This is a genomic window from Falsirhodobacter halotolerans (assembly GCF_022899245.1).
In the GTDB taxonomy this organism is placed as follows: domain Bacteria; phylum Pseudomonadota; class Alphaproteobacteria; order Rhodobacterales; family Rhodobacteraceae; genus Falsirhodobacter; species Falsirhodobacter halotolerans.
The window spans coordinates 1,698,172-1,723,804 of the sequence record NZ_JALJAZ010000001.1 but is presented as its reverse complement, the minus strand read 5'-3'; the positions used below and the strand labels follow the sequence as shown (position 1 = coordinate 1,723,804).

Sequence of the window (25,633 nt, the reverse complement as noted above, 5' to 3'; positions counted from 1 at the left end):
ACTACGGCTCCACCTCCGGGGGGGGAGGGGCGGGGCGGATCAGCGCGGGGCGCGGGGTGGATGCCGGCCCCTGCAGCGCATCCGCCGCCGCCAGCGCCGCGCGCAATTCGCCCACCGTCATGGAATCGTCGGTGACGGTTTCCCCCCGGCCGCTGCGGATCGCGGCTTGGGTCACCATCAGGATGAACACCAGAACGGCGGGCAGAAGGTCGATGGCGATGGCCCCGGCCCAGGCGGGCACGAAGTTTCCGGCATAGAGGATCACCGCGTCGGCGGTGGAGATGGGGGTATAGGCGACCTCCTCGGGGCCGGGGGCCGAGATGACCTCGTTCGCGGCGCCAAGCAGGGTGGAGGCGCGCTGATCCACCAGAGACAGGACGGAGGTGATCGTGCTGGACTGGCCCGCGCGCGTCTCGGCGGTGGAGCCGTCCAGTTCCGGCAGGATCGCCGCTTCGGACAGATCCTGCGCCGCCCGGGCGACCAGCGGGGCCGGGTTCAACTGGCGCAACTGGGCGATCAGACCGGCCAGGTTGACTGCCTCTTCGGAAAAGCGGACGGTCCGGTTCTCGATCCCACCCGGTTCAACCCCCAAGCCCCGCATCCGCGACAGGATCGCGTTGCCTTGGGCAAAGGCCACGGCGATGGGCTCCTCGGCGCCAAGGATCTGCGTTTCCAGCGCCTCCAGCTCCGCCCCTTTCTGGGTGAGCACGCGGAACACGGCCCCCCGGCCCGCAAAGCCTGACAGGGTGCCGCCCGCCTCCTGTTCCGACAGGTCGTCGAAGGACTGGCGCACCCGGGCGACATCGCGCGCCAGCGACTGGCCCGCCACGGCATTGGCATGAACCCGCTCCAAAGCCGCCTGATAGCGTTGGGTCGTCTGGGCCATATGCTGTTCGACCGCCGCCGATCCGGCCAGCGCCGCCGCGTTCAGCCAGGACGACATCGCGATGATCGCCACGCAGCCCAACGCCATGCTGAGAAAGAGGCCCACGCGCGACGCCGCACTGCGCAAGGCCGGCAGAAGCCGGATGACATAGGACCAGAAGACGAAGATCGCGACCGACACGGCGATGGAATAGGCCAGTGCCGCCATCGTCGTCAGCGCCCCCGGATCATCCAGAAGCGACCGCACACCAAGATAGGTGTAGATCCCCGATGCGGTGGACAACACACCCAAGGCCGTGGGTGTGAACGTGTCCAGCCAGGTCAGGTGGCGTTCCAGTTCGCGCGCATAGCGGTCCCCGGCCAACAGATGCGTGTCGCCCATCAGGGTCCTTTCGCGATGCGGATGAGGTCCAAGATTAAAGGGACGCGCGCCGGAATTGCGAGGGGCGGGCGATCACGCTTTCGCAAGTCAGTCCCATTCGCGGGTCTTTTTCCCGGGTTCGTCCAGCAACGGCTCCACGGGCTGTTCCTTGATCTTGCGGCGTTCGTCTTCGGATTTTGCGGCTTTTGCACGCTCGTCCTGAATTTCTTGGGCGCGTTGGTGGGGATCGTCGGGCATGGGGGCCTCCTTTCGCGGGAAAACCCGGCCCGGCGGGGGATGGTTCCCACGGGAACTGACCTGCATCCGGCGGGGTTGTTCGGGAAAGGAGATCCCAATGCCCCCCATTCAATGCGATGTCGCCATCATCGGTGCCGGAACCGCAGGTCTTGCCGCCGAACGATCCGCGCGTGAGGCGGGGGCCACGACGCTGCTGATCGACCCGCAGTTTCGGGGCACGACATGTGCCGCCGTGGGCTGCATGCCGTCCAAACTGTTGATCGCGGCGGCGGATGCCGCGCAGGCGGTGCGCGACGCGGCGACGTTCGGGGTCCACGCCACCCCCGCCATCGACGGCCCGGCCGTTCTTGCGCGGGTGCGGCGGATGCGGGACGATTTCGTCGCGGCCACCCTGAAGGGGATGGAGGACATTCCGCCCGAACGCCTTCTGCGCGCGACGGCACGGTTCACCGGCCCCACGCGCCTGATCACCGACACGGGGGCGGAGATCCAGGCCCGCAGCGTCATCATCGCGACGGGCGCCGTCTCGGCCACGCCCAAGGCCTTTGCGGCGGTGAAGGACCATATCCTGACCAATGAGACGGTGTTCGAGATTGACGACCTGCCCGCATCGCTGGCGGTGGTGGGCGCGGGCCCCGTGGGGATCGAACTTGCGCAGGCCTTTGCCCGGCTGGGGGTCAATGTCGCGCTGTTCGACAGCAGCGGGTCGCTGGCCGGTTTGGACGAGGAGGACAGCGATCGCCTTGCCGACATTCTGGACAGCGAGATGGCCATTCACCGGAAGGTCGATCTGTCGGCCCGGAGGCAGGACGGCGCTGCGGTTCTGAAATGGGATGGGCGGGAACAGACGTTCGACAAGATTCTCATGGCCGCCGGTCGCCCGCCCGCGTTGGAGGGGTTGGACCTTGAGGCGGCGGGACTGGAGTTGGACGATCATGGGGTGCCGGTGTTCGACGCCGAAACGATGCAATGTGGCACTGCGCCCGTGTTCGTCGCGGGCGACGCCAATCACGACCGCCCCATTCTGCATGAAGCCACGCGCGAAGGCGAGTTGGCCGGCCGCAACGCCGCCCGCTATCCCGATGTGAAATCCGAACCGCGCCCCGTGTCGCTGGCCGTCACCTTCACCCAGCCGAATGTCGCGCAGGTCGGGACAGCCCCGGAGGGGCGGGCGCTGGTCGGCCTGGCCGACTATGGCGATCAGGGGCGGGCGAAGATCGAGGGGGAGGCCTATGGTTTCGCCCGCATCGTCGCGGATACGCAGGGACGGTTGTGCGCCGCGACCTTGTGCATGTCCGATGGGGAACATATCGCGCAATTTCTGTCACTGGCGATTGCGGCGAAGATGACGGCGCGGGATCTGCTGGATCACCCGCTTTATCATCCCACACTGGAAGAAGGGCTGCGCGGCGCGCTGTCGGATATCGCGAAGGCGTTGGATCAGAACGCCTGATCCCCGCCGCGCAGCAGATAAACGGTGTCGCGCAGAAACGACCAGCTGAGGGCGACAAGCGCGATTCCGGCCAACGGGGCGGAAATCGCGGGCGGGACGACCGGGGTCACCGCGATGCACAGGGCCGAGACCTGCACCACGCACACCGCCTTGCGCAGGAAGGACGGGGGCAGGGGCGCGCGCAGTTTGGGGATGACGGCCTGCGCCGCAACGAAGACATAGCGCATCGCGCCGATCGCGACAATCCAACCGCCCGCCTTGCCCAATTCCCACGCCGCGACCGAAAGAAGCAGGATGAGCGCCGCATCCACCTCCATGTCGAAACGGGCCCCAAAGGGGGAGCAGAGGCCGCTGCGGCGGGCGAGAAATCCGTCGATTCCGTCCAGGGCCAGAGCGACAAGGGTGACGCCGATGGCGATCCACACCGGTCCCGTATCCAGATCCCGGGCAGCGGTGATCAGGGCGGCCGCCACGAAGCAGGTGGCGGCCAGCCGGAAGGTCGTCACCACATTCGCCCATCCGAAGGGCCGTGGTCCATGCCCCGCCAGCGCTTGGACGGTCAGCATCGATGCCGCCGCATAAAGCGCCATGACCAATGCCAGGGCGCCGCCCTCCCAGTTCAGCGCCGTCAGAACGGCGGTGATCAGCCCGATCCCGGCCACACCAAAGGTCAGCAGTGCGCCGGGCAGGGGGGTAACCCGATCCGGTGGACCAAGGGTCACGTCGGCCATGGCTCAGCCCCCGACCGGAAGATAATCGATGATGTGACCGGCCCGAAGGCTCTTGGTCCGCAGATAGTTCAGGTTTTCGGACGTGATGCGGGCGGGAACGCCCTTGCGGCTGGCCACGTCGATCCCGTCCTTCTGCAGGGCCGCGACCTTGGTGGGGTTGTTGGTATGCAGATCGACGGAGGCGATGCCCATCGCCCGCAGCATGGCCGATGCGGCCTCATACCGGCGGTGATCGTCGTGAAAGCCCAACTCGGCATCCGCGTCCAATGTGTCCAGACCATCATGCTGCAGGGCATAGGCGCGCATCTTTGCCCGCAGCCCGGTGCCACGTCCTTCCTGATCCAGATAGATGAGGACACCGCCCCCCGCCTCTTTCAGCGCGGCGAGACCGCCTTGCAGCTGATCGCCGCAATCGCATTTCAACGATCCCGCCAGATCGCCCGTGATGCAGGAAGAATGGATCCGCACCGGAACCGGTTTGGACAGGTCGGGGGTGCCGACGACGATGGCCACCTGATCGCGCTGGGCCAGACCGCCGCGGAACACAACGAAATCGCACATGCCCAGATCGCGCAGGGGCACGGGGGTGCGGGCGACGATCTCGAACTGGGTGCGGGCGGACGCGGTGCGGCGCAGATCCTCGACCGAGATTTCGGCGCAACCGGCAAAGGCGGCCGTCGGCGCGGCGCAAACGAGGGCGGGCAGGAGAAGCGCGCTGTCCGTCAGGTCCGACGCGGCGCGCATCAAGGCGGGGGCCGGACGCCATGTGCCCGGCAAGGTCGCCCCCCGGCGATAGGCCAGACGCACCGCCGCGTCATGCCCGACGCCCGAAAGCGGCAGAAGGATGCCGGAGGAGGAGGCGACATCCATGCGCACCGCGCGTTGCCCGCTCAGGAAAAGGTCGTGTCGCCCCTCCGCCGCGTCCGCCATCCGGTTGAACTGATCCGGCGATGCGGCGTCCAGCGCCATGATCGCCGTGGCGGTCGCGCCGTCGCGCAAAAGCACCGGACGGCCATAACGCAGTTCGGACACCGCGCGTTCGAAATGGATGGCCGGGCCGGAAAACAGGCCATGATTGACCGCGTGGGATACTCGGGTCTGACGGTCGTGGACGGTCATGGCATTTTCCTCCGAAATGGCCTTCTGACACTACGCGCGAAGGCGGGATTGGGTTCCCCTGAAATCGACGCGCCCACGCGATCTTGCGAAGGTCGCGTCGCGCGCTAGCTGCGAGGGACGGACCCGAATTAGGAACACCCATGCCCGACGACCGCGCCTCGATCCCCGCCCGCGCCTTGTGGTTCACCGCCCCGCGCCGGTGCGAAATCCGGTCCGAGGCGCTGACCCCGGCCGAGGGGCTGGTGCGGGTGCGGGCGCTGGCCTCCGGCATCAGCCGGGGGACCGAGGCGCTGGTGTTTTCCGGCCGTGTTCCCGAAAGCGAATTCACGCGGATGCGCGGGCCGCATCAGGGGGGCGATCTGCCGTTTCCCGTCAAATACGGCTATGCCGTGGTTGGCCAGACCGATGAGGGGCGGACGGTCTTCTGCCTGCATCCGCATCAGGACGTGTTCCAGGTCCCTTCGACCGATCTGATCGCGCTGCCGGGCGATCTGCCGCCCGACCGCGCGGTGTTGGCCGCGAATATGGAAACCGCGCTGAACATCGTCTGGGATGCGGGCGTGATGCCGGGGGACCGGGTCAATGTCTTCGGCGCGGGTGTCGTCGGTCTTCTGGTCGCGCATCTGGTGGGGCAGGTGCCGGGGGTGGATCTGCGGGTGGTGGAGATCGATTCCACCCGTGGCCGCGTTCTGGAGGCGTTGGGCCTGACCGGCGGGTCGCCGCAGGAACGCGCGGATGTGGCGATCAACGCCACCGCCGCCGACGCCGCCCTGTCGCAGGCGATCGAGACGATGGCCGATGAGGGGCGGGTGGTGGAGGCCAGCTGGTATGGCGACCGGCGCGCCAGCATTCCCCTTGGCGGGGCCTTCCATTCGCGACGGCTGAAGATCATCAGCTCGCAGGTGGGGCAGGTCGCGCCGTGGCAACGCCCCCGTTGGCCGCACCGCCGCCGCATGTCGAAGGCGCTGGAACTGCTGTGCGACCCGCGTCTGGACGCCCTGATTTCCAACGAAACGGCCTTCGACGAGATTGCCGAAGTCTATGGCGAGGTCATCGACGATCCCGCCACGCTGTGCCACCGCATCCGCTACTGACCCCTCATACCTGAAAGGACTGCCATGTTTGCCGTCGAAGTCCGCGATCACATCATGATCGCGCACAGCCTGCCCCGCCCCGTCTTCGGCCCCGCCCAGGGGATGCACGGCGCGACCTTCGTGGTCGATGCCGCCTTTTTCACCGAAGATCTGGATGAGGACGGGTTGGCCGTGGACATCGGGGCGGCGACGACGATCCTGTCCGAGACGCTGGCCCCGCTGAACTACCAGAACCTTGACGAGGTCGAGGCGTTTCGCGGCAAGGTGACGACGACCGAATTCCTGTGTCATCACATTTTCACCGAACTGAAGGCGCGGCTGGATGCGTTCGGGCCGGGGGCGGCGCGCATCCGGCGCATCCGGGTTCTGCTGCATGAATCCCACGCGGCGCGCGGTTGGTATGAGGGGGCGGTGTGAGGATCGTCTTCGCCTATCCCGGCGATCTGGAATTGCGGACGGGGGGATACGGCTATGACCGGCGGGTCGTGGCGGGGCTGCGCGATCTGGGATGGACGGTCGATCTGCTGCCCTTGGGCGCGGGGTTTCCCTATCCGCGCGATCTTGCTGCGGCGGAACGGGCGCTCTCGGGCGTGCCGGACGGCACGACGGTCCTGATCGACGGGTTGGCCTTCGGGGTGCTGGATGCCTGGGCCGCGCGGGATGCGGCGCGGCTGCGCCTGTTCGCGCTGGTGCATCATCCCTTGGCATTGGAAGACGGGGCCGATCCGGCGCTCGAGATGTCGGAGCGTGCGGCCCTGCGCCATGCGCGGGGGGTGATCGTCACCTCCCCCGCCACGGCGCGGGACGTTTCGCGGATGTTCGGGGTGGAGGATGCGCTGGTCGCGATCCCCGGCACCGATCCCGCGCCCTTGGCCTTGGGGCAGGGCGATCCGCCGCATATCCTGTCCATCGGCACCCTGATCCGGCGCAAGGGACATGATGTGCTGATCGACGCGCTGGCACAGCTGGCCGATCTGCCGTGGCGGGCGACGATCATCGGCGCCGCGCTGGATCCGGCCGTGGCGGACGATCTGCATCATCGCATCCGGCAGGCGGGGCTGGCCGCGCGCATTGATCTGGCGGGCGGGGTGGAGGACACGCGCGCGGCCTTGGCGACCGCCGATATCTTTGCGCTGGCCAGCCGGTTCGAAGGCTATGGCATGGTTTTTGCCGAGGCGATGTCCCAGGGCCTTCCCATCGTCGCCTGCCATGCGGGCGCGGTGCCCGACGTGGTGCCGGACACGGCAGGCCATCTGGTTCCGCCGGACGATCCGCACGCCTTTGCCGCCGCCCTGCGCGCCCTGCTGGCCGACTCCGCGCGCCGCCGCGCCTATGCGGCCGGATCCGCGGCTGCCGGCGCATGTCTGCCGGGCTGGTCTGACACCGCCGCCCGCATTGCCCATTTCATCACGGAGCGTTCATGACCTTCACCACCCAATGGCTGGACCTTCGCGAACCCGCCGACGCAGTCGCCCGCAATGCCGACATACTGGGCGCATTTGCCCTTGCCGTCGGGCAGGCCGATACGCCGCGCATTCTGGATCTGGGGGGCGGGACGGGATCCAGCCTACGCACCATCGCGCCGCATTTGCCGCTGCAGGCCCATTGGACGGTGGCCGACCGCGACCGCGCATTGCTGCAGGCGGCCCGCACCCGCCACCCCGAGATCGACACGATGGAGGTCGATCTGACCGGCATCGACGTGGTTCCGATCCCCACGGGCGGTTTCGTCACCGCCTCGGCCCTGATCGACCTGTGTTCCCATGCCTGGATGCAACGCCTTCTGATCCGCCTGCGGCGCGAGGGGGCGGCGTTCTATGCTGCGCTGTCTTACGACGGGACCATGACCTGGTCGGTCGCGCATCCGCTGGATGCGGAGGTGACGGTGGCCTTCAACCACCATCAGCAGGGCGACAAGGGGTTCGGTCCCGCCTTGGGGGCCAGCGCGGGCGGCACCTTGCTTCGGGTGGCCGATGATATGGGGTTTCAGGTCCTCTCCGGTCCCAGCCCCTGGCGGTTGGGGGAGGGGCAGGCCGCGCTGCAGCGCGATCTGCTGCGCGGCATCGCGGATGCCGTGGCCGAAACGGGGCGGGTGGAGGGCGTGGCCGACTGGCTCGATTTCCGTCTTGCGCAGGTGGACGGCCCCTGCCTCGCGCTGATCGGCCATCTGGACGTTCTGGCCATTCCCCATCCGGCCTGAGCGTCAGGGGCGGAGGGCGCAATCGAACAGGATATCGCCCCCCAGATCGTGAACCTCCATCGTCGGGCGCTGCGCCGCCGTCAGGGACGCCACCGGCGGCAGCGACAGGCCGGCGGGCCCCGCGCCGATGATCAGGGGGGCCACGGTCACATGCAGACGATCGAGGCATCCGGCGGTCATGAACCGCGCGATGGTGCGCGCGCCCCCTTCGACCAGTATCCGGTGCAGGCCATGCGCCGCCAGCGCGGCCAGGATATCGCGTGGATCAAGGCCGTTCTCCGCTTGCGACAAGGGCAGCACGGTCACCCCGGCGGGGTAGGTGCGGGACGACGTGGCGCAGGTGACGATGAACACCGGGGCCCCGCCGTCGTGGAAAATCCCCGCCGTATCGGGGACCGTGGCATGACAGTCGATGATCACCCGCACCGGATCGGGGCCATCGACCAGCCGCACCGACAGGCGGGGGTCGTCCGCCGTTACCGTGCCCGCGCCCACGATCACCGCATCGGACAGGGCGCGCAGACGGTGCAGATGCGCAAGGCCCGCCGGCCCGGAGATGTCGCGCGCGTCCCCGCCTTCGGTCGCGACGCGCCCGTCCAGCGATTGGCCGACCTGCGCCAGAACGAACGCGCCGCCGCGCCCGGCCAGCGGGCCATAGATCCGCCCCGTCGGCCCGGAAACCCTTCGATCCCCCCCGTCGCGGTTCGCCAAAAGGGTTGACCAGTCTTCGGGCAGGACGTTCACAGGATGCACGCGGAAACCTCGTTGGGATGCCTGTCACATAGCTTTGGCGACCTGTGCGTCAAATCGGGTTGACGCGGGCGGATGCAGGGACCACGTTCACCCCGTCCCGGAACAGAGCGGCGTCGGCGCCGCATATGGAAAGCAGGTCACATGACGTATCCCGATACTCAGCTGTTCATCGATGGCACATGGACCGCCGCGCGTGGCGGGGAGACCATTCCCGTCGTCGACCCCGCGACCGAGGAAACCATCGGCCACGTCGCCTGGGCGCGCACAGCCGATCTGGACGCGGCGCTGGACGCGTCGCTGCGCGGCTTCGCGACATGGAAGGCGATGTCGGCCTTCGATCGGTCCAAGATCATGCGCCGCGCGGCGGAAATCCTGCGCGAACGTGCCGACACCATCGCCGCCATGATGACGCGCGAACAGGGCAAGCCCGTCGCGCAGTCCAAGATGGAAACGCTGGGCGCGGCCGACACGATCGACTGGTTCGCCGAAGAAGCGCGTCGCCAATACGGTCAGATCATCCCGGCCCGTGCGCCGGGGGTGCAGCAGATGACCGTGCGCCATCCGGTGGGGCCGGTGGCCGCGTTCACGCCGTGGAACTTCCCCATCAATCAGGTTGTGCGCAAGCTGTCGGCGGCGCTGGCCGCGGGCTGCTCGATCATCGTAAAGGCCCCGGAGGAAACGCCGGCATCCCCCGCCGAACTGATCCGCGCCTTTGCCGATGCGGGCGTGCCGAACGGGGTCATCGGCCTCGTCTATGGCGTCCCGGCCGAGATTTCGGAATATCTGATCAAGCATCCCGTCATCCGCAAGATCAGCTTCACGGGATCGACGCCGGTCGGCAAGCTGCTGGCGGGCATGGCCGGGCAGCACATGAAGCGCGCGACGATGGAGCTGGGCGGCCATGCCCCCGTCCTGATCGCGGGCGACGCCGATTGGGAAAAGGCGGCGGCGCAGATGATCGTGCACAAGACCCGCAACGCGGGTCAGGTCTGCGTGTCGCCCACGCGTTTTCTTGTCGATCAGAAGATCGGGGATAGTTTCCTTGATGCGTTTTCGTCGGGCCTGCAGAAGGTCAAGGTCGGCAACGGGTTCGAGGACGGGGTGGAGATGGGCCCGCTGGCCAATGAACGCCGCATTCCGATGATGGAGGAACTGATTTCCGACGCCGTCGATCAGGGCGCGAAACTGGTCACGGGCGGCAAGCGCATCGGCAACAAGGGCTATTTCTTCGAACCGACGGTTCTGGCCGATGTGCCGCAATCGGCGCGCATCATGAACGAAGAACCGTTCGGCCCGGTCGCCATCGTCAACAAGATGGCCTCGCTCGATGAGATGATCGCCGAGGCCAATCGGCTGGAGTTCGGTCTGGCGGCCTATGCCTATGCCCGTGGGCATGAGACGGTGGAACGGATCGGCCGCGAGGTCGAGACGGGGATGATGACCATCAACCACCTGGGCTTGGCCTTGCCCGAGGTTCCGTTCGGCGGCATCAAGGACAGCGGTTACGGCACCGAAGGCGGGTCGGAGGCGGTGGCCGCCTATCTGGACACGCGGTTCGTGTCGACCGCGCATTGATTTGAAAAAGGCCGGTCTTGCGACCGGCCTTTTTGCTCAGGGCTGTGCGGCCACTTCGCGCGAGCTTTGGCTGATCGCGGAACCGGCGGTGGAGATATCCTGGCCCGCACCTTCGACCGTGTTGCATGCGGCCAGAGCGGCGAGGGCGAGGATCGGAAGAAGCGTCAGTTTGCGCATGTGAAACATCCCTTTGTATGTCGTTGCGTGGCCGAACGCGGGGCGCGTCGCCAAGGTTCCATCACATATGCTTCAGCGCTTTCGCCGTTTGTTGCCCCCGCGTTGTCCGGCCCGCCCGGCGGTGGAGCGTCCGGCCCCGGCGAGGGCTGCGTCCTGGGCTTCCTCCACCGCTGATTGGCGGGCCATGGGATCGTCGGCGACGGTCAGCTCCACCGCTTCCAGGCGCTTCACCTCATCGCGCAGTCGGGCGGCTTCCTCGAATTCCAGATTTTCCGCCGCCTTGCGCATCTGAAGGCGGATCGCGTCCAGATGAGCCGCGAGGTTGGAGCCGATCATCGGCTTGTCCACCTTGGCCGTCACGCGGCTTTGGTCGGTGTCGCCCTGCCACAAGCCCGCCAGAACATCCTCCACATTCTTGCGCACGGTTTGCGGCGTGATGCCGTGTTCCTCGTTATAGGCGATCTGCTTTTCGCGCCGCCGTTCGGTTTCGCCCATGGCGCGTTCCATGCTGCCGGTGATGCGGTCCGCATACATGATGACCCGCCCGTCGGCATTCCGCGCCGCCCGTCCGATGGTCTGGATCAACGACGTCTCGGACCGCAGGAAGCCTTCCTTGTCGGCGTCCAGGATCGCCACCAGCCCGCATTCGGGAATGTCCAACCCTTCGCGCAGCAGGTTGATGCCCACCAGCACGTCGAACGCGCCAAGACGCAGGTCGCGCAGGATCTCGATCCGCTCGATCGTGTCGATGTCGGAGTGCATGTAGCGGATGCGGATGCCCTGTTCGTGGAAGTATTCGGTCAGATCCTCGGCCATGCGCTTGGTCAGGACGGTGACCAGCGTGCGCAACCCTTGGGCCGACACGCGCCGGATTTCATCCAGAAGGTCGTCCACCTGCATGTCCACGGGGCGGATTTCCACCTTGGGATCCAGAAGGCCGGTGGGGCGGATGACCTGTTCGGTAAACACGCCGCCCGCCTGCTCCAGCTCCCACGCGGCGGGGGTGGCCGACACGAAGATGGATTGCGGGCGCATGGCGTCCCACTCCTCGAACTTCAGCGGGCGGTTGTCCATGCAGGAGGGCAGGCGGAATCCGTGTTCGGCCAGCGTGAACTTGCGCCGATAGTCGCCCTTGTACATGCCGCCGATCTGCGGGACCGACACGTGGGATTCGTCGGCGAACACGATGGCGTTGTCGGGGATGAATTCGAACAGGGTCGGGGGCGGTTCCCCCGGTGCGCGGCCTGTCAGATAGCGGGAGTAGTTCTCGATCCCGTTGCAGACGCCCGTCGCCTCCAGCATCTCGATGTCGAAGGCGGTGCGCTGTTCCAGACGCTGCGCCTCCAAGAGCTTGCCTTCGGAGGTCAGCTGCTCCAGCCGGATCCGCAGCTCGTGCTTGATGCCGTCCACCGCCTGTTTCATCGTCGGGCGCGGCGTGACGTAGTGGCTGTTGGCATAGATGCGGATCTGCTTGAAACTGTCGGTCTTGGCCCCGGTCAGCGGGTCGAATTCGACGATGCTTTCCAGCTCGGTGCCGAAAAAGCTGAACCGCCATGCCCGATCGTCCAGGTGGGCAGGCCAGAGTTCCACCGCATCGCCGCGCACGCGGAAACTGCCGCGGGTGAAGGCCTGATCGTTGCGGCGGTATTGCTGGGCCACCATCTCGCCGATGACTTCGCGTTGGTCGTAATTCTCCCCCACGATCAGATCCTGCGTCATGGCGGAATAGGTCTCGACCGAGCCGATGCCATAGATGCACGACACCGAGGCGACGATGATCACGTCATCACGCTCCAGAAGCGCGCGGGTGGCCGAGTGGCGCATCCGGTCGATCTGTTCGTTGATCTGGGATTCCTTCTCGATATAGGTGTCGGACCGCGCGACATAGGCTTCGGGCTGGTAGTAGTCGTAGTAGCTGACGAAGTATTCCACCGCATTGTCGGGAAAGAAGCCCTTGAACTCGCCATAAAGCTGCGCCGCCAGTGTCTTGTTCGGGGCAAGGATGATGGCGGGGCGCTGCGTTTCCTCGATGATCTTGGCCATCGTGAAGGTCTTTCCCGTGCCGGTCGCCCCCAGAAGCACCTGATCCCGCTCCCCCTGCTTCACGCCGTCAGCCAGTTCGACGATGGCCGTGGGCTGATCGCCCGCCGGTTCGAACGGGGTGCTCATCACGAACCGCTTGCCGCCTTCCAGCTTCGGACGGGTCAGCACGTCGGGACGGTGCATGGGCAGATTGGTGTTGTTGTGGGGCATGAAACGGTCCTTTGTCGCAGGGGACATTTGACCCTTTTTTGTTCCGGTTCAAGATGCGACCCTTGCCATGTGGGGGCCGATGGACACATATGGCGGCAACGAGAGGGGAACGACATGCGCGCGCGAATCTACAAGCCAGCGAAAACGGCCATGCAGTCCGGACAGGCCAAGACGAAGCAGTGGGTTTTGGATTACGCCCCCGAAACCGCGCGCGAGATCGACCCCCTGATGGGCTGGACCAGTTCGGACGACACGCAGCGTCAGGTCCGCCTGCGCTTCGACACCTGCGAGGCGGCCGAGACCTATGCCCGCGAGAACGGCATCGAGGTGGAGGTGCAGCCCGAACAGATCCGCAAGCCGAACATCCGTCCCGGCGGATACGGCGACAACTTTTCCACCACCCGCAAGGGCCCGTGGACGCACTGAGCCTTCTGGCCGAATGTCGTCACGAAAAAGGCGCGCGCCGGTTGGCGTGTGTCCCAAGTTGCGGGAATTACGCGGACGGGTGGCGTCCGAACCTGCAGCTGACGGATGAATCGGGGGGCGGCGACAAGCCGACGCGTAAGGCAATTGTGGCGGAGCGGATGGGACCGACGTCCGACCTTCTCTATCTGCAACGTATTGAACTTTGCTTTGCCGAAGATTCTGTCCTGAAGTGCCGAGGGGTTTGACACATCCTGATGCAATCGGGGATGAGCGATACCCACTTCATCTTCAATTCGACGAGAAGACATGGTCGGCACGTCATGCGTGCCCTCCAGCGACAACAATGATCGTGATGCCCCCCGCCGCGGTGCCCTCAGTATCTGTCTGACGATCTCGGGGTTGCGGTTGCCAGACGGCCGTTTTCCGGCCAGTTATTCAAGGCGTCTCCACCGTGGATCATGATCGCTCCCATGTCACGGGATGCCCGGATGTCAGCCTCGATCAGGCTGAGAGGCGTGGCGTCGTCGTCGAGATGAGGGTCGGTGATCGACATTCTCGCCGGCGATGATGTCGGCGTCACCTTCGCCACAGCCCGGATCTGAGTCGCTTGGGCGACCCCTACGCCGTCTTCCGCCTTGCGCCCTAGGAGGCGCTCCACGACGGCGGAGATGTCCGGATCAAAGCCGGGCGGCGCCGGCGGTAGGGCGGGGGCACGGGGCTCTGCGTGAGCCGGGATCGAGGCGATACCGAGGCGGGCGAGGGAAGCTTCACGAACGGCGATCTCATGCAGCGCCTGCCGGACGTCGGCAGGGCCCAGTCCGGATCCGAAGGCCCGGTCTTGCTCAACGGAAAGAACCGCCGTCAGGCGTCGAGCCTCCACGTGCTTGTCGGTCATCATGGGGATCTGGAGGAAACCGCCTCCTGAACGGGCGGGGATTCTCCGCCGGTAATGATACCAGCCGAACCTCGTGATCAAATTCTTGGACATCTCTTATCTCACCCCAACTTTAGAGCTGGAGGCGGATACGCCGATCCCTGTCACACGAGTGACAGGGTGTCACACAAATCTCACCAGTTCTGTCCCGGAGGACGGAGTGTCTAGACCAAATCAACACGTTAGTGGGATTTTGGCTCCGGCGGTAGGGGCCGGATGCCGCAAGACCTCAGCAATAAGATGTTGATTTTGCTGCGATTTATAGGTTCGGGTTCGTCCGCGATGTGACAGTTTGGTGTGACAAGTGTAGCACAGGGTGTAGCACTGGCAATGATCCTGTGCAGAACGCATCGAGGAAACGTCCGGCAGCCCTACTCGCCAAAAAACGAAGTCGGCTGGAAAGGCTCAGTTTTCGATGGTCTTGCTACGGGAGCCTTTCTACCAATGGTGGAGGAAGACCGAGGCTTTAGAGGCCGACTGAACCAGCGCGAGACTCAAAATCAATGGGTCCTGACCCTACGCACTATGTGTGGTGCTCGCTGATGTGGAATGGATTTCACTTATTAACTGCGGAATGGCAAGAACGAATGTGTCATCCGGTAACGCAGTTACCAAACATGTAGGTCTTGGGCCTGTTCACGTCATTGTCGAAAGCGCCCTCGGCCGCGAACCGGCTTGGCGACGGAACCATAGGCCGAAGAATGCGGCGGCGAGAAGACCTTCGGCGAGATCGCCGCCGTAATACATCCACTGCGCGGCCTGCTGCACGGTGGCAAGGTCAGCTCCGGTTCCTGCGGGTCGGGCATGAAGATACATGAGCTTGCCCAACGTCGCGTGCGCTCCGGTAGCGAGGATCAGGACGGCAAGGCGTATCCCGAAGCCCGGGCGATGTGGTGCAGGATCCGGTCCCGCTATGGACCAGACATAGAGGTATCCCGCGACGACGAAATGCACATGAATGAAGATGTATAGGACCGGATCGGACATCGACGTCGTAAAGAAAGGCGTGAGGTAGAGGGCATACATGCCGCCGACATTCAGGACAGCTGTGGTGACCGGATGCAGAATTGCCCGCACGGGCACGGATCCCAGAAAAGCCACAATCATCCGCGCGACGCCTACCGGAACGCGACGCAAAAGCAATGTTCCCGGCGCGCCAAGTGCAAATGCCAAAGGCGCGAACATCCCGAGCAGAAGATGTTGTGCCATGTGACCTCGCAGATCCCTATGGGCCCAATCCTGCACCGGGGATGACATGGCTGCCACAATCATCGCGATGCCGAGGGTAAAGCTCCAACCCCGCAGGGCGGGCCACGTGCCGTCGCGCTTTGCGGCGATGGCGTATGCCGCCAGCACAAGAATCGGTAGAAGCATGAAAAGGATCGCCATGACGGACGCATCCTGCGGAACGGTATGATGGTGTCCGGTCATCGTAAGCTGGGAAATCGGCGGGCAAGACAAAGTCCAGCCATAAGCAACGTGACCCCCGTGCCGATCCAGACGAGATCATAGAGCCAGAGGGTCTCAACGTAGCGGACCTGGTGCAGGCGCAGAAGCTTGTGGTTCACAACGCCGTCGAACAGTTGGAAACCTCCCAGCCCTGTAAGGAAGCCGGCCCATGCGGATCGCTTGTCCAACGCACGGTCCCGCCACAGACGCCCGAACAGGAAAAAGCCGAGGACCATGAAGATCAGCTCTCCTGCGTGCAGTATGCCGTCCGAGACGAGCGCAAAGGCAGAGGTTCCCCGATCAACGAAGTGGTGCCATGCCAGAAGCTGATGGAACACGATCTCGTCGATGGCCGCCATCATACCGATGCCAAGCGGCAGGCCGGCGGTAAAGGAACGTGACCTGCGTGTGGGGCAGGGGGCGTATGATGTCATGAATTCTCCAGCTGACCTTCATAGGTGCTCGAAAGCGCGCAAGGTAGGATCGATCTTATCCGACGAGCGGCGGCTCGACCACCTTGCCCACGCCCCAGGGTCTGTCAATGCGGTGATAGGTTACCGCTGCCGGATCATTCGTCCAAGTGTAGGGGCACAAGATGGGTGCGGTGCCGGTGCGGATATCGTGCCGCTGATCACGCTCCGTGTGCACGATCTCGCCTAGTCCGAATGCTTGGCGGTTAAGCTCATGATCGAAACGCCACTCCGCACGCCCAGAAGCCACGTGATAGACCTCGTCCAGCCCATGCGCGTGCTCATGATAGGTTGTATGGGGGCCGAGCAGAAACAGGCCAAGGGCCACTTCATCGGATCGCACGATGCCAGCCGGACCGACGAGAGTGGCGCAGGCGATGTCCGCCAGAAACGGACGCGTCCAGTCGCTGTCGGCATAAAAGGTCTGCCATAGGGCATAGCCGATGACAGCGCGCACGGCCTCCTGCATGTCCGGGCTTGCGCCTTCGCCCATCCGGGCCAAAGCTATGGGAAGGTGACGCAGGGCGGGCACGGAATGCGCTGCGGATGTCGGCGCGGAGGCGAAGCCAGCCCTCCAGTTTACATGTTCAAGCAGGCGCGCGGTTTCATGGAGAGACCCTGATGGTCCAATACCTGACGTGGCTTTTGTGCGGTAACTGGCCAACATGGCGGTGGCGAGGGATTGGATCGATGAGAGGCATAAGGTCATAAGCCTCAGACTCCCCCGCGCCGCCGAATGTTCCGAAATCACCGCGAAGCCACCCCATGCCGCTTATTGCGATTTGCGTCTGAGTCACGCCGAAGGATGAGACGGCCCTGACATGGTTCGCTTTGTCAAAGGACGTTCGCGACGGGGAGGGCAGGATCGTCAGATGCCCGGGGGCTCTGTTATGAGGACGTCCGGATATTGGATGGGCGGACCTTTGCTGAACAGGCCTCCGGCTCACGCCCTCAATCACAAATGCAGGAACCTTCCTCTCTACCTTAAGTTGACTCGGCATAAGGGGAGATCATCATGACCAGCACAGCTTCGGCCCGCGACATCTTTGTCGACGGTCTGCGCAATGCACACGCAATGGAAAAGCAGGCGCTTTCCATCATGGAACCTCAAGTAAAACGGTTGGAGCATTATCCCGACGTGTCGGCGATGCTCGACAGGCATATACGCGAAACGGAAGGCCAGATCGCGCGGCTGGATGAGATACTGGACGGTGTCGCCGAAGGCGCATCGACGCTGAAGGACGTGTCGCTGTCATTCACCGGATCTATGGCTGCCGTAACCCATTCAATGGCCAGCGACGAAATCTTGAAAAATTCGATGGCGAATTTCGCGTTCGAGAATTTTGAGATCGCCGCATACACCGCCCTGATCACTACGGCGGAGGAAGCCGGGGCCGCCGCCGCGATCCCGCTGCTTGAGCAGACTCTTGACGAAGAGCGGCGGATGGCCGCCGCGATTCAGGACAGTCTGCCCGACGTGGTCCGTCAATACATCGCCCTGTCGGCCAGCGATCAGCGCGCCGACATCTGATACCGAAGGAGACCCAAATGGCTGACAAAACGCTCGACACGCTGTTCCACGAAACCCTGAAAGACATCTACTATGCTGAGCGAAAACTGACGACGAACCTGCGTAAAATGGCGCGCGCGGCCCAATCGTCCGACCTTAAGGCGGCATTTGAGACGCATGAGGACGAAACGCAAACCCAGCTCGAACGTCTGACGCAGGTGTTCGACATGATCGGCAAGCGCCCCCGGGGCAAGACCTGCGATGCGATCGAGGGGATTATCTCTGAAGCGCAGGAGATCATGGAAGAATTCAAAGGAAGCCCGGCCCATGATGCCGGCCTTCTGGCAGCCGCGCAGGCGGTCGAGCATTACGAAATCTCGCGCTACGGATCATTGAAGGCGTGGGCTGTCGAGCTTGGCATGGATGACGCTGCAAAGCTGCTGGATGCCACTCTGCAGGAAGAGTTGGCGACGGATAAGAAGCTCTCGGATCTGGCGAACGGTGTCATCAACGCGGCGGCCCAGAACGCGGCGTGATCTGCCCCTATTTGCATACGGCAAAGACAGGAAATTCCTATGTTCTATACCGACAATAAACTGCAATACCCTGTGCGCGTCGATGCGCCGAACCCATTGTTTGCTCGCGCGTTGCAGCAGGCGATCGGGGGCGTTGAAGGCGAAATCCGCGTGGCCATGCAGTATTTCTTCCAGGCCTGCGGCGCGCGGGGAAATCCGAAGTTCCGCGATCTCCTCATGAACACCGCCGCAGAGGAGCTTGGCCATATCGAGATGCTGGCAACGGCGGTGGCCATGAACCTTGAGGGCGCTCCCCTCAGCCTCAAGGAGCAGATGGCGAAGGACGCAGCAGTCGGCGCGGTCATGGGCGGACTGAACCTGAAAAACCTATTGTCGTCGGGGCTGTCGGCCATGCCGGTGGACAGTGACGGCGTGCCGTTCGACATGTCCCACATCTATGCCAGCGGGAATATCGCCGCCGACATGACTGCCAATATCGCCGCGGAATCCACGGGTCGCACCCTTGCGGTTAGGCTTTACAACATGACCGACGATACGGGCATGAAGGACATGCTTCAGTATCTGATCGCGCGTGACACCATGCACCAGAACCAGTGGATGGCCGCGCTCGAGGAGCTGGGCGGAACGGCCGCGTTTCCCATTCCCAACAGCCACCCGCAGGCCGAAGAGAACACCAAGTTCAGCTACGCCTATCTCGGATTTCAGGCGGATGGCAGCGCGCCGGCTTCGGGACGGTGGTCGGATGGCCCATCCATTGACGGAAAGGGCCAATTCACCACGGGTGTTCTGGAGCCCTCGTCGCAGGTGCCTGACCTTGGAAAGGCGAAGCCGAATAGCGGTGCCCAATCCGAACAGATGTGACACGAACAGCCGTGGATCGCGACATCACCGTTAGTTTGTCTGACGTCATCTATCGGATCAAGATGGCGCTGAGAAAGCGCTGACGTGGAATTTAGGCCGGCTGGTGAAGTTTTGCGGAATCCTGACTTTCGCCAGCTTGGGCCCGACCATGGTTGCCTTTGATCCCGGGCGCGATGGCCGGGTTATCAGCATCGCACTGTGATGGTGATAAGGGTTCGGCGACGCCCCTTCTCGGCTGCATAAGCATTTAAAATACAGAATCGGAGATACCGATGACCGACTATCCGAAACCCCCACAAACCGAGCAGCAGCAGGACATGCCAGGTGTCACCGATGCCATGGAGCCGCGCCCCGATCATGGTGAGGATAGCTACACCGGCTCGGATCGTCTTGCCGGATTGAAAGCAATTATCACCGGCGGAGACAGCGGCATTGGCCGCGCGGTTGCCATTGCCTATGCGCGTGAAGGTGCGGATGTCCTTATTTCGTATCTGAACGAAGACGCCGATGCCGAAGATACCGCGCAGCTCGTGCGCGATGCAGGGCGGAAGGCGGTGCTGGTGGCAGGCGATATACAGGACCCTTCGCATTGTCGCCTTATAATAGAAACGGCAATGGCAGAGCTAGGCGGCCTCGACATCCTCGTAAACAACGCGGCCCATCAAGCTACGTTTGACAGCATCACGGATATTCCTGATCACGAGTGGGAGCTGACGTTTGCGGTGAACATCCACGCCATGTTCTACCTAACCAAGGCTGCCGTGCCACATATGAAACCGGGTTCGTCGATCATCAACACGACGTCGATCAATGCTGACAAACCGAATCCCGGCCTGTTGGCTTATGCAACGACCAAAGGGGCGATCCAGAATTTCACCGCCGGACTGGCTCAAGGACTGGCGGAGCAAGGCATCCGTGCAAACTGCGTGGCGCCGGGTCCGATCTGGACGCCGCTGATTCCGTCCACGATGCCGGCGGACAGCGTTGCGAATTTTGGCAAGCAGGTCCCATTCAAGCGGGCAGGGCAGCCGGCCGAACTCGCATCGGCCTATGTGATGCTGGCCGATCCCCGCTCCAGCTACACCTCCGGCGCGACGATAGCGATCACCGGCGGACAACCCATCATTTGAGGAGATCGCCATGAAAGCACTGACCTGGCACGGCAAAAGCGACATGCGCTACGAAACAGTTCCCGATCCGCAGATCGAGGATGCGAAAGACGCGATCATTCAGGTGACGTCCTGCGCGATCTGCGGATCGGACCTGCATATCTATGACGGTGTGATGGCCTGCATGGAGCATGGCGACGTCATCGGCCATGAAACGATGGGCGAAGTCGTCGAGGTGGGTGCGGAGACAAGCAAGCTCAAGGTCGGTGATCGGGTCGTGATCCCCTTCACCATCGCCTGCGGCGAATGCTTCTTCTGCCAGCGCGGGTTCTTCTCGGGGTGCGAGCGGTCGAACCGCGACTTCGACAAGGCAAAGACCCTCTGGGGCAATTCGCCGGCGGGCCTGTTCGGCTATTCCCATCTTCTGGGGGGATATTCCGGTGGGCAGGCCGAATACCTTCGGGTCCCTTACGCCGATGTCGGGCATATCAAGGTGCCGTCGAACCTTACCGACGATCAGGCGCTGTTTCTGTCCGACATTTTTCCAACCGGATACATGGCCGCCGAGTTCTGCGATCTAAAGGGGGGCGAAACGGTGGCAATCTGGGGCTGCGGACCGGTGGGACAGATGGCGATCCGGTCGGCCTTTCTTCTGGGCGCGGAACGGGTGATCGCGATCGATACGGTTCCCGAGCGGCTTGCGCTTGCCGCCGCCGCAGGGGCCGAGGTGCTCGATTTCGCCGATGTGGATGTCTATGACGAGATCATGAGCCGCACCGAGGGGCGCGGGGCGGACGCGTGCATCGATGCGGTCGGGACCGAGCCGGACACCGCCTCGGGGTTCATGGCGGTGATCGACCGGATCAAGGTCGCGACGTTCATGGGCACGGATCGTCCGCATGTGCTGCGTCAGGCGATCATGTGCTGTCGCAATTTCGGGACCGTATCGATTGTTGGCATTTATGCGGGACTGCTGGATAAGATGCCGATGGGTTCGGCCATTAATCGTGGCATCACCTTCCGGATGGCGCAAACGCCCGTGCAGCGCTACCTGCCCAAACTGTTGGGATTGATCGAAGAGGGGAAGATCGATCCCTCCTTCGTCATCACCCATAAAGGCCGGCTGGAAGACGGGCCGGAGCTTTACAAGACATTCCGGGATAAGGCCGATGGCTGTATCAAGGTGGTGTTGAATCCATGACCCTTGCCGTCATTACCGGCGCATCCACCGGCATCGGCCTGGAACTCGCGCGCGTCTGTGCCGCCGAGGGGCATGACGTTATCGTTTTGGCAAACGAACCGGCCATTCATCAGGTCGCGACCGAGCTGAACGGCGAGGCTGTGGAAGCCGATCTCGCCACGCCTGAGGGTAATGAGGCTCTCCTCGCGACCATTGCGGAGAGAGAGGTCGACCTGCTGCTTGTGAATGCGGGAACGGGACTTGGTCATGGCTTTCTGGAGCAACCGCTGGACGGGATCGAGCGAACCGTCCTGACCAACGTCATGAGCCCCCTCCGCCTGGTGCATCCCCTTGCGAATGCCATGGTCGCGCGCGGGGAGGGACGGATCCTCCTGACCGGATCGATCGCCGGGTTCATGCCGGGAACCTACCAGGCCGTTTACAATGCAACGAAGGCGTTCATAAATTCGTTTGCGGGCGCCTTGGCGCACGAGCTGAAAGGGACCGGAGTGACCGTCACATGCCTGATGCCCGGCGCGACGGAGACCGAATTCTTTCGTCGTGCCGGAATGGATAACACCATCGTCGGGGACATGAAGAAGGACGATCCCGCATGGGTTGCTCGGCACGGATACGAGGCCCTGATGGCCGGCCGTGAGCAGGTGACACCGGGCGTCCTGAACAAGCTTCAGGCCGCCGCCGGCGAACATCTTCCCGCAGGTGTGGTGGCCGAGGCGCATCGTCGTCTATCAAAGCCCCGGGACTGACATGGCGAGCGGACTTCGATATGGACCGCTTGGGCCGAACTGCATCCATCTGTGCATCGACATGCAACGCATGTTCGGGCCCGGCCTGCCTTGGGCCGTGCCATGGATGGACGCGGTGCTGCCGAATATCGAAGCCCTGACACGGCATCATGCGGACCGCACTATCTTCACCCGTTTCATCCCTCCCAAACGTCTCGAAGATGCGCATGGCACCTGGCGCCGGTATTACGAACGGTGGAGCGAGATGACGCGGCAAAGCCTTGCGCCCGAATATTTGCGTATTGTGCCGGAGCTTGAAAGGTTCAGCCCACCGGCGCGGGTTATAGACAAAACGGTGTATTCCCCCTGGACCGAAGGACACCTGGACGGAATGCTTGCCAGCACGGGCGTCGATACGTTGGTCATTTCGGGCGGGGAAACGGACGTCTGCGTTCTTGGGGCGGTGATTGGAGCGGTCGACAGAGGCTACCGTGTCATCCTTGCCCAAGACGCAATCTGCGGATCTGCTGACGCCACGCATGATGCGCTGATGTTCCTTTTCCGATCACGGTTTTCCGAACAGATTGAAATGGCGGCGGTCGAAGAACTCCTTTGGGTATGGCGATGACGATGCGCGTTCCGAAGCATATTCTCCGCCAGTTCGGATTGAATGTGCTCAACGGAGAAGCGATCAAGATTGGCTGTATGAGCTACTCCCCGATCCTTGGACATTTTCCGGGGATATTTAAGCTACTGCCTGTGCTTGCTAGTTGGTTTCGATCCTGTTGAAGTAGACCACGGCGGGCAACTGTCCGCCATGGGCAGTGTGGAATCTTCGATGTTTATAGAAGGTGATCCAAGATCCGATGGCGGCCTTTACCTGCGATCCTGTTTCCCAAGCGTGCAGATAGACACATTCATACTTCAGCGATCGCCGCAGACGCTCTATGAAGACTTTGTCGATGCACCGCCCCTTGCCGTCCATCGAGATGCGGGGGCCGATGCGCTTCAGCCGACCGGTCCAGAAGAAAATTGTGAACTGTGAACCTTGGTCCGTATTCATGATCCCCGGCGCGCCGAAGCGGTGGATGGCTTCGTTCAGCGCTTCGACACAGAAGTCCGCTTCCAGCGTGCGCGATATCCGCCAGGCCTGGTGAGCGTCAGCTTCGTCCCACAATCGCGCTGAATGGCGACCCTCAAGCAAGTCGTTCTACCAAGGGTCGCCCACTGTTCCCTACAAATCGATGGTCTCAGAGATGGTCAGCGCATCATCCACCTCGATCCCAAGGTATCGAACCGTGCCGTCCATCTTCGTATGACCGAGTAGCAGTTGCACGGCCCGCAGGTTGCTCGTCTTCTTGTAAATCTGCGCGACCTTTGTCCGTTGCATGGAATGCGTGCCGTAGCTGCTGACCTCTAGCCCGATCGAGCTGACCCATTCGCGAAGAAGCCGAGCATACTGGCGCGTCGACATGTGGGGCCGGTCGTGGAACTGGCTCGGCCACAGATATTGCCGCCCGGTCATCGCAGGGCTGGCGATCCATTGCTTGAGACAGGTGCGCGTCGTCTCGGTAATCTCGAACCTGACGGGGCGACCTGTTTTCTGCTGGATGACGGACGCGCGTTCCCGCACCTGTCCGGCCGCGAACACGTCACGCACCTGGAGACGAACGAGATCGCAGCCCCGCAGCTTGCTGTCGATCGCCATGTTGAACAGTGCGAGATCCCGCAGATCACCCGACATCTCCAGGCGGATTCGGATGGACCAGACGTGCTTCGGTTGCAGTGGCCGCTTCTGACCGACGATGCGGCCTTTGTTCCAGGCGATCCGCGCCGGCGGCGAAGGTGTAATGATGAGTTCGGTGGACATGGCAGTGCCTTCCGACCGCCGCCCCAGCCCGCCTTTCGGAATGATGCCGAGCCAATATAGCACAATCACGGCCTTTCGTCGCTGGGAGCCCTTTGCAGACATTCACCTGTTCCGCTTATGATCGAGGCATGCTGCTATCAGAAGAGGAAGATGATCCATGCCCGCACGCTACGCCCTGATCGCCACGCTGGCGCTTCTGGCACCGCCCGCCTTCGCGCAGGATCACGAGGGGCATGGCACGATGGCCCCCTACATGGCCACTATGGTGCCTATGATGGAGGCGATGGACGGCATGGCCTCCTCGAGCGACGTTGATGCGGATTTCCTGCTGATGATGATTCCGCACCACCAGTCCGCCATCGACATGGCACGGGTGGAGCTGGAACACGGCGATGATCCTGCCACGCAGGAGATGGCCCGCAAGATCATCAACGCGCAGGAACACGAGATCGCGGAGATGAGGGCCATGCTGTCCCGTCTGGGCGTCGAGGCGCCGGACTGACATGCCTGTGCCCGGCAGTGCCGCAGAGGTCTTCCGCGTTTTCCTGAAGCTCGGCCTCACCTCGTTCGGGGGGCCGATCGCGCATTTGGGCTTCTTCCGGAACGAACTGGTGGTCCGGCGGCGCTGGCTGTCCGAGGCCGCCTATGCCGATCTGGTCGCGCTGTGCCAATTTCTTCCCGGCCCCGCCTCTAGTCAGGTGGGGTTCGCGCTTGGCCTGACGCGCGCGGGGTGGGTGGGGGCAATCGCCGCCTTCTGCGCCTTCACGCTGCCTTCGGCGGTGTTGCTGACAGCGCTGGCGCTGCTGGCGGCTGGCGGGAGGGTGCCCTCAGGTCTGCTACACGGGTTGGAAATCGTGGCCGTGGCCATCGTTGCGCAGGCGGTATTGGGGATGGCGCGGGCGCTTTGCCCTGACGCGCCGCGCGCCACTATCGCGGTAGGCGCGGTGATTATCATGGTGGTTTGGCCGGGAACAGGAGGAATGATGGCTGCCATTGGTGCGGGCGCAGTTACGGGCCTTCTTCTGCGCGGGCCGCAGCCGGTGGTGGAAGCGCATCCGCCCATCCCCCTAGGTCGCGGTGCGGGCATGGCCGCGCTTCTTGCGTTTGGGCTGCTGTTCTTCGCGCTCCCGCTGCTGGCAAAGGTCAGCCATGACCTTGCCGTGGCCAGCGGCTTCTTCCGCGCCGGGGCGCTTGTCTTCGGCGGTGGTCATGTCGTGCTGCCTCTGCTGGAGGCAGAGACGGTGGCGACCGGATGGGTGACGGCGCAGGACTTCTCGGCGGGCTACGCGCTGGCGCAGGCGGTGCCAGGACCGCTGTTTACCTTCGCGGCGTGGCTCGGTGCAGTCGATGGTGAGGGGGCGGGCGGTATTACAACGGCAGTGGTCGCGCTTTTGGCGATCTTCCTGCCGGGGTTTCTGCTGCTGATCGGCGTGCTGCCCTTCTGGAACGGCCTGCGGACGCGTCCAGGCACCCTGCGTCTGATGCAGGGGGCCAACGCCGCTGTGGTCGGCATCCTCGGCCTCGCTCTTTACGATCCGCTGTTCGTCGGCGGCATCCGCGATCGGGGGGATTTCGCGATGGTGGCGATGGCATTCATTGCCCTGACGGCGTGGCGGGCACCGCCATGGATGGTCGTTCTGGGCGGCGCGGTGGCCGGAGTGGCGACCCGCTGATCCGGGCGCA

Annotated in this window: 29 protein-coding genes; 16 read left to right on the top strand and 13 right to left on the bottom strand. The window is 63.7% G+C overall.

The genetic code is table 11. The annotated features are described in order from the left end of the window. Position 1: 1 nt before the first annotated feature. Positions 2-1,267, bottom strand: a complete 1,266-nt coding sequence (locus MU449_RS09085) for a hypothetical protein (protein ID WP_244737709.1) — start codon at positions 1,265-1,267, stop codon at positions 2-4. Between the two features lie 87 nt (positions 1,268-1,354). Then, a complete protein-coding gene (locus tag MU449_RS09080) occupies positions 1,355-1,504 on the bottom strand; it encodes a hypothetical protein (RefSeq protein ID WP_244737708.1) in 150 nt (49 codons plus the stop codon). Positions 1,505-1,601: 97 nt separating this feature from the next. Here MU449_RS09080 and MU449_RS09075 point away from each other — a divergent pair, with 97 nt between their 5' ends. Then, positions 1,602-2,957, top strand: a complete 1,356-nt coding sequence (locus MU449_RS09075; RefSeq protein WP_244737707.1) for a dihydrolipoyl dehydrogenase — start codon at positions 1,602-1,604, stop codon at positions 2,955-2,957. On the opposite strand, the gene MU449_RS09070 is transcribed toward MU449_RS09075, so the two are convergent. Further along, positions 2,945-3,688 (bottom strand): CDP-alcohol phosphatidyltransferase family protein, encoded by a 744-nt coding sequence (locus MU449_RS09070; protein ID WP_244737706.1) that lies wholly within the window; start codon positions 3,686-3,688, stop codon positions 2,945-2,947. The genes MU449_RS09075 and MU449_RS09070 overlap by 13 nt on opposite strands. Before the next feature lie 3 nt (positions 3,689-3,691). Next, positions 3,692-4,807: a GTP cyclohydrolase II RibA gene (gene ribA, locus MU449_RS09065; RefSeq protein WP_244737705.1), complete on the bottom strand. Its 1,116-nt coding sequence runs from the start codon at positions 4,805-4,807 to the stop codon at positions 3,692-3,694. A gap of 140 nt (positions 4,808-4,947) precedes the next feature. Here ribA and MU449_RS09060 point away from each other — a divergent pair, with 140 nt between their 5' ends. From MU449_RS09060 to MU449_RS09045, 4 genes are read left to right on the top strand one after another with little or no spacing between them, the layout of a single operon-like run. Beyond that, a complete protein-coding gene (locus MU449_RS09060; RefSeq protein ID WP_244737704.1) occupies positions 4,948-5,901 on the top strand; it encodes a zinc-dependent alcohol dehydrogenase in 954 nt (317 codons plus the stop codon). A gap of 24 nt (positions 5,902-5,925) precedes the next feature. Next, positions 5,926-6,318, top strand: a complete 393-nt coding sequence (locus MU449_RS09055) for a 6-pyruvoyl trahydropterin synthase family protein (RefSeq protein WP_244737703.1) — start codon at positions 5,926-5,928, stop codon at positions 6,316-6,318. Beyond that, positions 6,315-7,325, top strand: coding sequence for a glycosyltransferase family 4 protein (locus MU449_RS09050; RefSeq protein WP_244737702.1), 1,011 nt, complete (start codon positions 6,315-6,317; stop codon positions 7,323-7,325). The genes MU449_RS09055 and MU449_RS09050 overlap by 4 nt, the downstream gene beginning before the upstream one ends. Further along, complete coding sequence (locus MU449_RS09045; RefSeq protein WP_244737701.1) at positions 7,322-8,101, top strand: class I SAM-dependent methyltransferase; 780 nt, start codon at positions 7,322-7,324, stop codon at positions 8,099-8,101. The genes MU449_RS09050 and MU449_RS09045 overlap by 4 nt, the downstream gene beginning before the upstream one ends. Before the next feature lie 3 nt (positions 8,102-8,104). Here MU449_RS09045 and MU449_RS09040 read toward each other — a convergent pair whose 3' ends face one another. Next, positions 8,105-8,854 carry a RibD family protein gene (locus MU449_RS09040; protein ID WP_244737700.1) on the bottom strand — a complete coding sequence of 250 codons (750 nt, stop codon included), beginning with the start codon at positions 8,852-8,854 and terminating at the stop codon, positions 8,105-8,107. A gap of 141 nt (positions 8,855-8,995) precedes the next feature. On the opposite strand from MU449_RS09040, the gene MU449_RS09035 reads away from it, so the two are divergent. After that, the gene (locus tag MU449_RS09035) at positions 8,996-10,429 is read left to right on the top strand and encodes an NAD-dependent succinate-semialdehyde dehydrogenase (RefSeq protein WP_244737699.1); all 1,434 of its coding nucleotides are present in this window, start codon (positions 8,996-8,998) and stop codon (positions 10,427-10,429) included. A gap of 36 nt (positions 10,430-10,465) precedes the next feature. Here MU449_RS09035 and MU449_RS09030 read toward each other — a convergent pair whose 3' ends face one another. Further along, entirely contained in the window at positions 10,466-10,606 is a 141-nt protein-coding gene (locus tag MU449_RS09030) for an entericidin A/B family lipoprotein (protein ID WP_244737698.1), read from the bottom strand. A 72-nt stretch (positions 10,607-10,678) separates the two neighbouring features. Further along, positions 10,679-12,859, bottom strand: coding sequence for an excinuclease ABC subunit UvrB (uvrB, locus tag MU449_RS09025; RefSeq protein ID WP_244737697.1), 2,181 nt, complete (start codon positions 12,857-12,859; stop codon positions 10,679-10,681). A gap of 114 nt (positions 12,860-12,973) precedes the next feature. Between uvrB and MU449_RS09020 the strand changes: the two genes are divergently transcribed. Further along, a complete protein-coding gene (locus MU449_RS09020) occupies positions 12,974-13,285 on the top strand; it encodes an ETC complex I subunit (RefSeq protein ID WP_244737696.1) in 312 nt (103 codons plus the stop codon). A gap of 373 nt (positions 13,286-13,658) precedes the next feature. Here the strand turns inward: MU449_RS09020 and MU449_RS09015 are convergent, their stop codons facing one another. The 4 genes from MU449_RS09015 to MU449_RS09000 form a co-directional block, all read right to left on the bottom strand. Then, a complete protein-coding gene (locus MU449_RS09015) occupies positions 13,659-14,183 on the bottom strand; it encodes a hypothetical protein (RefSeq protein ID WP_244737695.1) in 525 nt (174 codons plus the stop codon). Positions 14,184-14,855: 672 nt separating this feature from the next. After that, positions 14,856-15,608 carry a cytochrome c oxidase assembly protein gene (locus MU449_RS09010; RefSeq protein WP_244737694.1) on the bottom strand — a complete coding sequence of 251 codons (753 nt, stop codon included), beginning with the start codon at positions 15,606-15,608 and terminating at the stop codon, positions 14,856-14,858. Positions 15,609-15,646: 38 nt separating this feature from the next. Then, positions 15,647-16,102, bottom strand: coding sequence for a DUF2243 domain-containing protein (locus tag MU449_RS09005; RefSeq protein WP_244737693.1), 456 nt, complete (start codon positions 16,100-16,102; stop codon positions 15,647-15,649). Positions 16,103-16,157: 55 nt separating this feature from the next. Beyond that, positions 16,158-16,805: a dimethylsulfonioproprionate lyase family protein gene (locus MU449_RS09000; protein ID WP_280517736.1), complete on the bottom strand. Its 648-nt coding sequence runs from the start codon at positions 16,803-16,805 to the stop codon at positions 16,158-16,160. Between the two features lie 348 nt (positions 16,806-17,153). On the opposite strand from MU449_RS09000, the gene MU449_RS08995 reads away from it, so the two are divergent. From MU449_RS08995 to MU449_RS08965, 7 genes are all read left to right on the top strand, one after another. After that, the gene (locus MU449_RS08995) at positions 17,154-17,669 is read left to right on the top strand and encodes a ferritin-like domain-containing protein (RefSeq protein WP_244737691.1); all 516 of its coding nucleotides are present in this window, start codon (positions 17,154-17,156) and stop codon (positions 17,667-17,669) included. A 17-nt stretch (positions 17,670-17,686) separates the two neighbouring features. After that, on the top strand, positions 17,687-18,184 hold the full coding sequence (locus tag MU449_RS08990) for a YciE/YciF ferroxidase family protein (protein ID WP_244737690.1): 498 nt from the start codon (positions 17,687-17,689) through the stop codon (positions 18,182-18,184). 39 nt (positions 18,185-18,223) lie between these two features. After that, positions 18,224-19,045 (top strand): manganese catalase family protein, encoded by an 822-nt coding sequence (locus MU449_RS08985; protein WP_244737689.1) that lies wholly within the window; start codon positions 18,224-18,226, stop codon positions 19,043-19,045. A gap of 272 nt (positions 19,046-19,317) precedes the next feature. Then, the gene (locus MU449_RS08980) at positions 19,318-20,175 is read left to right on the top strand and encodes an SDR family oxidoreductase (protein ID WP_244737688.1); all 858 of its coding nucleotides are present in this window, start codon (positions 19,318-19,320) and stop codon (positions 20,173-20,175) included. 10 nt (positions 20,176-20,185) lie between these two features. Continuing rightward, the gene (locus MU449_RS08975; protein WP_244737687.1) at positions 20,186-21,355 is read left to right on the top strand and encodes a zinc-dependent alcohol dehydrogenase; all 1,170 of its coding nucleotides are present in this window, start codon (positions 20,186-20,188) and stop codon (positions 21,353-21,355) included. Beyond that, a complete protein-coding gene (locus MU449_RS08970) occupies positions 21,352-22,101 on the top strand; it encodes an SDR family NAD(P)-dependent oxidoreductase (protein WP_244737686.1) in 750 nt (249 codons plus the stop codon). The genes MU449_RS08975 and MU449_RS08970 overlap by 4 nt, the downstream gene beginning before the upstream one ends. A gap of 1 nt (position 22,102) precedes the next feature. Continuing rightward, positions 22,103-22,708, top strand: coding sequence for a cysteine hydrolase family protein (locus MU449_RS08965; RefSeq protein WP_244737685.1), 606 nt, complete (start codon positions 22,103-22,105; stop codon positions 22,706-22,708). A gap of 138 nt (positions 22,709-22,846) precedes the next feature. Here MU449_RS08965 and MU449_RS08960 read toward each other — a convergent pair whose 3' ends face one another. Next, positions 22,847-23,284, bottom strand: coding sequence for an integrase core domain-containing protein (locus MU449_RS08960; protein ID WP_244737684.1), 438 nt, complete (start codon positions 23,282-23,284; stop codon positions 22,847-22,849). 30 nt (positions 23,285-23,314) lie between these two features. Beyond that, the gene (locus MU449_RS08955) at positions 23,315-23,950 is read right to left on the bottom strand and encodes a tyrosine-type recombinase/integrase (protein ID WP_244737683.1); all 636 of its coding nucleotides are present in this window, start codon (positions 23,948-23,950) and stop codon (positions 23,315-23,317) included. A gap of 157 nt (positions 23,951-24,107) precedes the next feature. Here MU449_RS08955 and MU449_RS08950 point away from each other — a divergent pair, with 157 nt between their 5' ends. Beyond that, a complete protein-coding gene (locus MU449_RS08950) occupies positions 24,108-24,452 on the top strand; it encodes a DUF305 domain-containing protein (RefSeq protein WP_244737682.1) in 345 nt (114 codons plus the stop codon). 1 nt (position 24,453) lies between these two features. Continuing rightward, positions 24,454-25,623, top strand: coding sequence for a chromate efflux transporter (gene chrA / locus MU449_RS08945; protein ID WP_244737681.1), 1,170 nt, complete (start codon positions 24,454-24,456; stop codon positions 25,621-25,623). The last annotated feature ends 10 nt before the right edge of the window (positions 25,624-25,633 follow it).

Coding starts and splice junctions, on each gene's coding strand:
- MU449_RS09085 (WP_244737709.1), bottom strand. CDS start 1,267: ATGGGCGACACGCATCTGTTGGCCGGGGACCGCTATGCGCGCGAACTG.
- MU449_RS09080 (WP_244737708.1), bottom strand. CDS start 1,504: ATGCCCGACGATCCCCACCAACGCGCCCAAGAAATTCAGGACGAGCGT.
- MU449_RS09075 (WP_244737707.1), top strand. CDS start 1,602: ATGCCCCCCATTCAATGCGATGTCGCCATCATCGGTGCCGGAACCGCA.
- MU449_RS09070 (WP_244737706.1), bottom strand. CDS start 3,688: ATGGCCGACGTGACCCTTGGTCCACCGGATCGGGTTACCCCCCTGCCC.
- ribA (WP_244737705.1), bottom strand. CDS start 4,807: ATGACCGTCCACGACCGTCAGACCCGAGTATCCCACGCGGTCAATCAT.
- MU449_RS09060 (WP_244737704.1), top strand. CDS start 4,948: ATGCCCGACGACCGCGCCTCGATCCCCGCCCGCGCCTTGTGGTTCACC.
- MU449_RS09055 (WP_244737703.1), top strand. CDS start 5,926: ATGTTTGCCGTCGAAGTCCGCGATCACATCATGATCGCGCACAGCCTG.
- MU449_RS09045 (WP_244737701.1), top strand. CDS start 7,322: ATGACCTTCACCACCCAATGGCTGGACCTTCGCGAACCCGCCGACGCA.
- MU449_RS09035 (WP_244737699.1), top strand. CDS start 8,996: ATGACGTATCCCGATACTCAGCTGTTCATCGATGGCACATGGACCGCC.
- MU449_RS09030 (WP_244737698.1), bottom strand. CDS start 10,606: ATGCGCAAACTGACGCTTCTTCCGATCCTCGCCCTCGCCGCTCTGGCC.
- uvrB (WP_244737697.1), bottom strand. CDS start 12,859: ATGCCCCACAACAACACCAATCTGCCCATGCACCGTCCCGACGTGCTG.
- MU449_RS09020 (WP_244737696.1), top strand. CDS start 12,974: ATGCGCGCGCGAATCTACAAGCCAGCGAAAACGGCCATGCAGTCCGGA.
- MU449_RS09015 (WP_244737695.1), bottom strand. CDS start 14,183: ATGATGACCGACAAGCACGTGGAGGCTCGACGCCTGACGGCGGTTCTT.
- MU449_RS09010 (WP_244737694.1), bottom strand. CDS start 15,608: ATGGCGATCCTTTTCATGCTTCTACCGATTCTTGTGCTGGCGGCATAC.
- MU449_RS09005 (WP_244737693.1), bottom strand. CDS start 16,102: ATGACATCATACGCCCCCTGCCCCACACGCAGGTCACGTTCCTTTACC.
- MU449_RS09000 (WP_280517736.1), bottom strand. CDS start 16,805: ATGTTGGCCAGTTACCGCACAAAAGCCACGTCAGGTATTGGACCATCA.
- MU449_RS08995 (WP_244737691.1), top strand. CDS start 17,154: ATGACCAGCACAGCTTCGGCCCGCGACATCTTTGTCGACGGTCTGCGC.
- MU449_RS08990 (WP_244737690.1), top strand. CDS start 17,687: ATGGCTGACAAAACGCTCGACACGCTGTTCCACGAAACCCTGAAAGAC.
- MU449_RS08985 (WP_244737689.1), top strand. CDS start 18,224: ATGTTCTATACCGACAATAAACTGCAATACCCTGTGCGCGTCGATGCG.
- MU449_RS08980 (WP_244737688.1), top strand. CDS start 19,318: ATGACCGACTATCCGAAACCCCCACAAACCGAGCAGCAGCAGGACATG.
- MU449_RS08975 (WP_244737687.1), top strand. CDS start 20,186: ATGAAAGCACTGACCTGGCACGGCAAAAGCGACATGCGCTACGAAACA.
- MU449_RS08970 (WP_244737686.1), top strand. CDS start 21,352: ATGACCCTTGCCGTCATTACCGGCGCATCCACCGGCATCGGCCTGGAA.
- MU449_RS08965 (WP_244737685.1), top strand. CDS start 22,103: ATGGCGAGCGGACTTCGATATGGACCGCTTGGGCCGAACTGCATCCAT.
- MU449_RS08955 (WP_244737683.1), bottom strand. CDS start 23,950: ATGTCCACCGAACTCATCATTACACCTTCGCCGCCGGCGCGGATCGCC.
- MU449_RS08950 (WP_244737682.1), top strand. CDS start 24,108: ATGCCCGCACGCTACGCCCTGATCGCCACGCTGGCGCTTCTGGCACCG.
- chrA (WP_244737681.1), top strand. CDS start 24,454: ATGCCTGTGCCCGGCAGTGCCGCAGAGGTCTTCCGCGTTTTCCTGAAG.